At 70.5% G+C, this 8336-nt stretch carries 7 protein-coding genes and 1 pseudogene; 3 read left to right on the top strand and 5 right to left on the bottom strand.

The annotated features are described in order from the left end of the window. Nucleotides 1-114 precede the first annotated feature (114 nt). From ABYE80_RS13460 to ABYE80_RS13445, 4 genes are all read right to left on the bottom strand, one after another. A complete protein-coding gene (locus tag ABYE80_RS13460; protein ID WP_372790796.1) occupies nt 115-1023 on the bottom strand; it encodes a heme o synthase in 909 nt (302 codons plus the stop codon). A 52-nt stretch (nt 1024-1075) separates the two neighbouring features. Continuing rightward, on the bottom strand, nt 1076-2782 hold the full coding sequence (gene ctaD, locus ABYE80_RS13455; protein ID WP_372790795.1) for a cytochrome c oxidase subunit I: 1707 nt from the start codon (nt 2780-2782) through the stop codon (nt 1076-1078). Nucleotides 2783-2805: 23 nt separating this feature from the next. Further along, on the bottom strand, nt 2806-3732 hold the full coding sequence (coxB, locus tag ABYE80_RS13450; RefSeq protein ID WP_372790794.1) for a cytochrome c oxidase subunit II: 927 nt from the start codon (nt 3730-3732) through the stop codon (nt 2806-2808). Nucleotides 3733-3794: 62 nt separating this feature from the next. After that, nucleotides 3795-4625 (bottom strand): enoyl-CoA hydratase/isomerase family protein, encoded by an 831-nt coding sequence (locus tag ABYE80_RS13445; protein WP_372790793.1) that lies wholly within the window; start codon nt 4623-4625, stop codon nt 3795-3797. 30 nt (nt 4626-4655) lie between these two features. On the opposite strand from ABYE80_RS13445, the gene ABYE80_RS13440 reads away from it, so the two are divergent. Beyond that, nucleotides 4656-5396: a gamma-glutamyl-gamma-aminobutyrate hydrolase family protein gene (locus ABYE80_RS13440; protein WP_372790792.1), complete on the top strand. Its 741-nt coding sequence runs from the start codon at nt 4656-4658 to the stop codon at nt 5394-5396. A 26-nt stretch (nt 5397-5422) separates the two neighbouring features. Here the strand turns inward: ABYE80_RS13440 and ABYE80_RS13435 are convergent, their stop codons facing one another. Further along, on the bottom strand, nt 5423-6412 hold the full coding sequence (locus ABYE80_RS13435) for an NAD-dependent epimerase/dehydratase family protein (RefSeq protein WP_372790791.1): 990 nt from the start codon (nt 6410-6412) through the stop codon (nt 5423-5425). 30 nt (nt 6413-6442) lie between these two features. Here ABYE80_RS13435 and ABYE80_RS13430 point away from each other — a divergent pair, with 30 nt between their 5' ends. Continuing rightward, nucleotides 6443-7354: a phosphatase PAP2 family protein gene (locus tag ABYE80_RS13430; protein ID WP_372790790.1), complete on the top strand. Its 912-nt coding sequence runs from the start codon at nt 6443-6445 to the stop codon at nt 7352-7354. Beyond that, nucleotides 7351-8336 (top strand): annotated as a pseudogene (locus ABYE80_RS13425) (hypothetical protein); the annotation flags it as partial. The gene ABYE80_RS13430 and the pseudogene ABYE80_RS13425, both read left to right, overlap by 4 nt.

Raw genomic sequence — 8336 nt, 5'->3', positions numbered from 1 at the left:
GTAGATGTAGGCGGCGACGAAGGTCATACCGAACATGAACATGACGACGGCGGTCGTGATCATCCCCGACCGGACGTTCTTGCGTGCGAGCTTGCGATCCATGGTTCCTTCAGTCTAGAGCTTGGCGTCGGCCACCATCGCTGCGAAGAGCAGGGCGAGGTAGGCCAGGGAGAAGAGGTAGAGCTTCAGCGCGGCCTGGCGGTCGGCTCGCCGGTACAGCCGCACGGCACCGACGATGAACAGGCCGCCGAGGGCGAGCGACGAGGCGAGGTAGATCTCGCCCATGCCGCCGGCGCAGTACGGGAGCTGCGTGACGGCGTACAGCAGGACGGTGTACAGCAGGATCTGCCGACGGGTCTCGGCCTCACCGCGCACGGTGGGGAGCATCGGCACCCCGACCTTGGCGTACTCCTCCTTCATCAGGAGGCTGAGGGCCCAGAAGTGCGGCGGCGTCCAGAAGAAGACGATCGCGAACAGGTAGATGGCCGTGCCGCTGAGCGATCCCTCCACCGCGGCCCACCCGACGAGCGGCGGGACCGCGCCGGCGGCGCCGCCGATCACGATGTTCTGCGGCGTCCGGCGCTTCAGCCACACCGTGTAGACGAACACGTACCCGAGGAAGCCGGAGAACGACAGGCTGGCGGCCAGCAGGTTGATCGTCAGCGACATCAGGACGAACGACGCGACGGCCAGCACGATGCCGAAGGTCAGCGCGGCCCGGGGGGAGACGCGGCCCGACGGGATCGGCCGGTTGGCGGTCCGCGCCATCGCGAGATCGATGTCGCGGTCGTACCAGTGGTTCACCGCGCCGGCACCTCCGGCGGCCAGGTAGCCCCCGAGGCAGGTGAGCAGGATGAGGCCGATCGACGGGCTGCCGGCGACCAGCATGGTGGTGACCGTCGTCAGCAGCAGCAGCGACTGCACCTTGGGCTTGGTCAGCTCGGTGTAGTCGGAGAGCAGCTGCCGCGCGGCGCTGGGCGCCGCGAGCGGAGCGTCGACGGTCGTGGCGCGTGTTGCGGCCATCGGGGTGAGCGAGCCTACCGCCTGCGGCAGGCCCTGCGTGCCTCGGCGGGGGTCAGGCCCCCGCCGGAGCCTCGGTCTCGGTCGCGACGGCCGGGACGGGTGTCGGAGCCTCGGTCTGCTGACGCAGCACCTGACGACGGATGTCCTTCATCGGCTCCACCGAGCGGATGCGCGGCACCGTGTCGAAGTTGTTGACCGGGGGCGGGGAGGTGGTGAACCACTCGAGCGTGTTGGCCTTCCACGGATCCGGGCCGGAGACGGCGCCCACCTTCAGGGACCGGACCACGTTGTAGACGGTGACCATCACGCCGATGCCGAGGATGAACGACCCGATCGTCGAGACCAGGTTGTAGATCTCGAGGTTGCCGACATCCGGGTACTCGTAGACGCGACGCGGCATGCCGTCGAGGCCGATCGAGTGCTGGATGAGGAAGGTCACGTGGAAGCCGATGAGCATCAGCCAGAACGAGACCTTGCCGATGCCCTCGCTGAGCATCCGGCCCGTCATCTTCGGGAACCAGTAGTAGATGCCCGAGAAGATCGCCAGCACGGCCCCGCCGACCAGCACGTAGTGGAGGTGGGCGACGACGAAGTACGTGTCGGTGAGCTGCCAGTCGACCGGGAAGATCGCCAGGAAGATGCCGGTGATCCCGCCGATGAGGAACGTGAACAGGAAGCCGAGCGCGAACAGCATCGCGACGGTGAACTCGAGGGTCCCCCGCCAGAGGGTCGCGACCCAGTTGAACATCTTCACGCCCGTCGGCACCGCGATCAGGAAGGAGCTGAGCATGAAGAAGACGAGCACGATCGTCGGGCTCGGCGTCGCGAACATGTGGTGCGCCCACACGAGCAGGCCGAGGAAGGCGATGACCACGGTCGACGCGGCGATCGCCTTGTAGCCGAAGATCGGCTTGCGGCTGAAGACCGGCAGGACCTCGGAGACGATGCCGAAGCCCGGCAGCACCATGATGTAGACCTCCGGGTGCCCGAAGAACCAGAAGAGGTGCTGCCACAGCAGCGGCGCGCCGCCCTGGGCCGCGTCGTAGAAGTGCGTCCCGAAGTGGCGGTCGGTGAGCAGCAGCGTCACGGCGCCGGCGATGACCGGCAGCGCCAGGATGAGCAGCACCGCGTACACGAGGATCGCCCAGACGAAGAGCGGCATCCGGCCCCAGCCCATGCCGGGAGCCCGCATGTTCGCGATCGTCACGTAGAAGTTGATCGATCCGACCAGCGAGCTGATGCCGGTGAGGTGGATCAGGAAGATCCAGGCGTCGACGCCGCCGGACGGGAGGTACTGGTCGTCCGAGAGCGGCGAGTAGCAGGTCCACCCGCACTCCGGCGGGGAGAAGAAGATCGAGGCGTAGAACACGATGCCGCCGGCGGCGAGCATCCAGAACGACAGGGCGTTCAACTTCGGGAACGCCATGTCCCGGGCGCCGATCATCAGCGGCACGAAGTAGTTGCCGAAGCCGGCCATGATCGGGACGACGAAGAGGAAGATCATCGTCGTGCCGTGCATCGTGAACAGCTGGTTGTAGACCTCCGGCGACAGGAGGGTGTTGTCCGCCTGTGAGAGCTGCAGGCGGATCATCAGGGCCTCGACACCGCCCAGGATGAAGAAGCCGAAGGTCAGGACCAGGTACATGATCCCGAGCTTCTTGTGGTCGGTCGTCGTGACCCACGACGTCCAGCCCGTGTCGGGACGCTTGACGTCGTGCGCGACGATCTGGGGGACGGCTGTGGTGGTAACAGTGGCCATAAGAGCTTGGTGTCCTCGGAGGATCAGGGCGTCGCGCCGGCTTCGGCCGGCTGGTCGGTGGAGGAGGCCGCCGTGCCGGCGTCACCCTCGATCTGTGTGCGCGAGACCTGCGCGGCCTTGTTGGCTGCGGCGATCTCCGCCTGCTTGTCGGCGATCCACTGCTCGAACTCGGCAGGCGTGACCGCTCGGACCCGTGCGGTCATGTTCGCGTGGTTGCGGCCGCAGAGCTCGGCGCACTGACCCGTGTAGACGCCGGGCTTGGGGATCTTGAACCAGGTGTGGTTCGTGTAGCCCGGGACCGCGTCGAACTTGCCACCGAGCGCGGGGATCCACCACGAGTGCGCGACGTCCTGAGCGCGGATGTCGAGCGTGACCGTGGTGTTCGTGGGAACCACCATCTCCTCGTAGGAGAACGGGTCGTTGAGCGTGTTGCCGTCGCCGTCGCCGTTGTAGGTGTACCGCCACACGTACTGCTGGCCGTTGACCTCGATGTTGAGGCTCTTGCCGTTGGGGGGCAGGCGCTTGCTGGTGCTCGCGGTGAGGACGCCGTCGGCCAGCTCGAGACCGTCGGGACCGGAGTTGGGGGGGTTGCGGATGTCGTCGAGCTGCACGAACGTCACCACGGCCAGGGCGACGAGGATGAGGGCGGCGGCGCCGGTGACCCCGATCTCCAGGCGGGTGTTGCCGTGGATCTGCGCCGCGACGGCCCCCTTCTTGGCGCGGTACTTGTAGATCGACCAGAACAGGCCGCCCTCGACGAGCAGGAAGATGACCGTCGCGATGGCGAGGACCACCTTGTAGAGCGAGTCGATCTTGTCCGCGTTGGGCGAACCACCGTCCTCGGGGGTGAGCAGGTCGGCCGACGCGGTGCCCGTGAACAGCAGCGTCAGGCCGGCGGTGGCGAGCAGCGCCAGGACGAGTGTCCGGCGGCGGGAGGGATTCGGATTCATGGCACTCAAGGCGGCGTGGATTGTAGTCAGAGATCGGCGGGAGCCGGATGCAACGGGGCGCCTCAGCGCCCGGAGAAGGCGGCCTGGCGCTTCTGCGCGAAGGACATGACACCTTCGACGAAGTCCTGCGTACCTGCCATCTCCTGCTGGACATCGGCCTCGAGGGCCAGTTGTTGCGTGGTACGGGACATCGATGCGGCGTTGAGCAGGCGTTTCGTGCCCGCGTAGGACTGCGTCGGACCGGTGGCGAGTCGCTCGAGGAGAGCGTCGGCTGCCGACGCGAAGTCCGCGTCGGGGTGGACCGCGTTGACGAGGCCCCAGTCCAGGGCCTTGTCTGCGGGGACCTTCTCGCCCAGCATCGCCATCTCGGCGGCGCGGGTGACCCCGATGCGCTCGGGGACGAAGAGGGATGCGCCGCCGTCCGGAACGAGTCCGATGTTCACGAACGCGAGCAGGAAGTACGCGGACTCGGCGGCGATCACGAGGTCGCCGGCCAGGGCGATGCCGAGGCCGACGCCGACACAGGGTCCGTTGACCGCGCTGAGGACCGGCTTGGGGACGGACCGGAGGGTCTCGACGATCGGGTTGTACCGCTCCTGCAGGGACCGGCGGAGATCCGGAAGGCCCTTGTCGGTCACCGGAGGCGGGTCGTCGGAGTCGCTGAAGGACTGGAGGTCGGCGCCCGACGAGAAGGCCGCGCCTGCGCCCGTGAGCATGATCGCGCGCACGTCGTCATCGGCGCCTGCCTCCTGGAGCGCGGCCAGCGTCTCGCGGCAGAGAGCTCCGTTGAAGGCGTTCATGACCTCGGGCCGATGCAGCTCGATCTTCGTCGCCGGACCGTTGCGCCAGACCCGGACGGTGCCGGTGTCCCGCGTGAGCTCGTAGTCGCCCATGAGCGGCATCCTATGTGCGCGTACGATCGGATGGTGTCCCGACCCATCATCGGCATCTGCGCGAGCGTCGAACCGGTCAGCTACGGAGCGTGGAACGAGCCCGCTGCATTCGTCCCCGCGGTCTACCCCGAGGCGGTGCGTGACGGGGGCGGTCTGGCGCTCCTGATCTCGCCGGACGAGCGCTACGTCGTCGACCCCGACGAGGTGCTCGACCTCTTCGACGGCATCATCCTGGCCGGGGGGACCGACGTCGATCCCGGCAGCTACGGAGCCGCGCGCGACCCGCGCGTGGTGACCACGGACCCGTCACGCGACGCCTACGAGATCTCCCTGACCCGCCGCGCGCTGGAGCGCGACATGCCCCTGCTGGCCATCTGCCGCGGGATGCAGGTGCTCAACGTCGCGTGCGGGGGGACGCTGGTGCAGCACCTGCCGGACTCGCTGGGCCACGACGACCACCGCCGGGTGCTCGGGAGCTGGCCGGGGAACGAGCACGACGTCCGGCTGGACGCCGGGTCGGCGGCGGCGCGCCTGGCCGGTGAGACGCTGCACCGGACGTTCTCCCACCACCATCAGGCCGTGGACCGGCTCGGAGCGGGGCTCGTCGTGACCGGGACGGCGCCGGCGGACGGGTTGCCCGAGGCGATCGAGCTGCCGGACAGGACGCTCGCGGTCGGCGTCCAATGGCACCCGGAGGTCGACCCGGACAGCGCGGTCGTCGCGACCTTCGTCGCCGAGGTGGCCGCCCTGAAGGCGGCGGCGACGCGCTGAGCGGCCGCCGGACCGCGCGGGCGCTGCTACCCGAGCAGCCCCTCGTCGCGCAGCCACGCCTCGGTGCGGGCCATGCCCTCCGGCAACGACGTCGACGGCGTCCAGCCCAGGAGGTCGCGGGCCGCCGTGTTCGGATAGGCGCCCGTGCGCGAGAGGTACGTCAGCGCCTGACGCGTCACGTCGGGCGTCGTGCCCGTGCGTCGCGCGATCTGCTCGAACCCCGCCGCCGCCAGACGGAGCAGCGGCCTGGGCAGGCAGCGCACGCCGTCCTGTCCGAGCATGCGCGCGTAGTAGGAGAAGAACTCGCGCGTGGTCACCGGCGAGCCGTCGTGGGCCGTGACGGCTCGGCCACCGGCGTCGGGGTGCACGAGGGCGCGGACCACGCAATCGACCAGGTCGTCCACGTACACGGGGGTCAGGATCCCGTCACCGCGACCGGGGAGGACGAAGCGGCCCGCGCGCAGCATCCGCACCGGGCGCACCGTCCACGGCTGGGAGGCGGGGCCGTAGACGTCGCCGGGGCGGACCACGGCCGCTCCGCGGTGCAGCGCGAGGAGATGCGATGCGGTCTTCGTGTCGACGTAGGGCGCGCCGCAGACACGGGCGGGGGCGTCCTCCGACGGCAGGTCGCCGTGGAACTCGTAGCCCCAGGTGGCGACCGAGGACAGGTGCACCACGCGGTCGGCGCCGACGGCCTCGGCCGCGTCCATCACGGTTCGCGTGCCACCGACGTTGACCCGGACGAAGTCCTCCATCGCACCCCAGTCGGACACGAGGGCCGCGGTGTGCACGACGGCCTGGCAGCCCTCGAGGGCGCGGGTCAGCGCCACCGGGTCGGTGACGTCAGCGGTGCGGAACGCCGCGCCCGTCGCCTCGACGCGCCCGCCGACGGCGGCCGACAGGTCCAGGCCGACGACGTCGGCGCCGTCGCCGACCAGACGCGCGCACGTGGCGGCGCCGATGAATCCGCCGGCGCCGGTGACGGCGACGCGGAGACCTGCCGGAGAGTCGTCCATCATCGAACCTATACTGGCCGCGCTGTGCGCATGTCGAGCGCCATCAGGGCCGCGGCCTGGGGAATCGCCGCGGCCGGGATCGCGGCGCCCCTCGCGCGCCGCCGCCTCCGCCTGCCTCCTCCCGTGGTCACGACCGCCGCGGCGGCCGCCCCCTTCGCGATCTGCGTGGCGTTCCCGCGGTCGCGGCGCCGCGACGTGGCGACCTGCGCCCTGCAGATGTGGGCCTACATCGCGACGTACGAGATGCCGGCCGACGATCCCGAGCGCCAGCGAGAGCGGGTGCGGATCAGCTACCCGGTCAAGATCGACCGGGTCCTGGGGCTCGGCGAGCTGCCCGGCGTCAGGCTGCAGCGTCGCCTCGGGCGTCCCGGCACGGTGCGCGGTGCCGAGCAGGTGCTGGTGTGGGCGCACTGGCTGTGGTTCCTGGTGCCGCACGGGACCGTGCTCTACCTGCTGCTGCGACGTCCGGAGCGTTTCCCGTCGGGTGCCGCCTCCATGTACGGCGTCTTCGACCTCGGTCTGATCGGCTACTGGGCGCTGCCCACGGCGCCCCCGTGGTACGCCGCCCAGAACGGCCATGCCCCCGAGTTGCGCCGGATGATGGTGGAGCACGGCGAGGTGTTCTGGAAAGACGGTTGGGAGCCGATGTACGGTTTCCTCGGGGGAAACCCCCTGGCAGCCATGCCTTCGCTGCACTTCGCGACATCCGTGATGGCCGCGCACCTGCTGACCGACACCGGGCCGTTGCAGGGGGCGCTGGGGTGGAGCTATGCCGTGACCCTCGGCTTCGGGCTCGTCTACCTCGGTGAGCACTACGTCGTCGACCTGATCGCGGGCCTGGCGCTCGCGGAGGGGGTACGCCGGGTCGGGCCGCGTGCGGCGCCGCTGCTGCGCGGGGTCTCCCGTGGCGTCCAGCGTCTGGAGTCGGCGGCCCGCGCATGAGCGGCGACCGCGACATCGACGGCGGAGGTCCGCGCCCACCGGGTCCGGCCACCGGCGGGCAAGGCCCGGGCCCGCCGCCTGCGCCACCCGACCCGGCGGTACCCGAGGTGGGGGAGGAGCGGGCCGGGGCGCCCGTCACGGCGGCCGGGGCCGTCCGCGTGCCGCGCCCGCATCCCGCCCTGGGCCGGGTGAAGGACGTGCCGCGCGTGGCCGCCGAGCTCGCCGGCGACGCGCTGTCCTCCGGTCCGGAGATCTCCTCCGAGGACACCGACGACGAGGAGATGCCGCGGGTCGAGGTGACGCGCAGGACCGTCGTGCTCGGCGTCCTGTTCGTGCTCGGCGTCGTCGCGTTCTTCTACTTCGTGCTGCCGCAGCTGAGCGGCCTCGAGGACACCTGGCACCGGCTCGGCGACGGGGACCCGCTGTGGCTCCTGATGGCCTTCGGATTCAGCCTGCTGTCGTTCGCCGGCTACGTCGGGCTGTTCCAGGGGGTCTACGTCAGCGGGCCGTCGAAGGCCCACATCGGCTACCGCGAGAGCTACCAGATCACCATGGCGGGGCTGGCGGCGACGCGGCTGTTCGCCGCCGGGGGGGCCGGGGGCATCGCGCTCACCGCGTGGGCGCTGCGGCGCAGCGGCATGTCCCGACGCGACGTGGCGGATCGGTCGATCGCGTTCCTGGTGCTCACCTACGCCGTGTACATGGGCGCCCTGGTGGTGGTCGGGTACGGCCTCAGCTGGGGGATCCTGGAGGGGCCGGCGCCGTTCGGCGTGACGGTGGTCCCCGCGCTGTTCGGCCTCGTCGTCATCGTGCTCGCGGTCCTGATGACCTTCGTCCCGTCCGACGTCGAGCGCCGCTTCGCGCAGTGGGCCAGCGGCGGCGGGCGGCTGTCGCGGCTCGGCGCGAGGCTCGCGACGGTGCCCGCCGCGATCTCCGCCGGGGTGCGGATCGCCATCGGGCACATCGGTCGCCGCGATCCCGC

Origin of the sequence: Paraconexibacter sp. (genome assembly GCF_041602235.1) — a bacterium.
Lineage (GTDB): Bacteria > Actinomycetota > Thermoleophilia > Solirubrobacterales > Solirubrobacteraceae > Paraconexibacter.
This window is presented reverse-complemented; position numbering and strand designations above follow the sequence as displayed.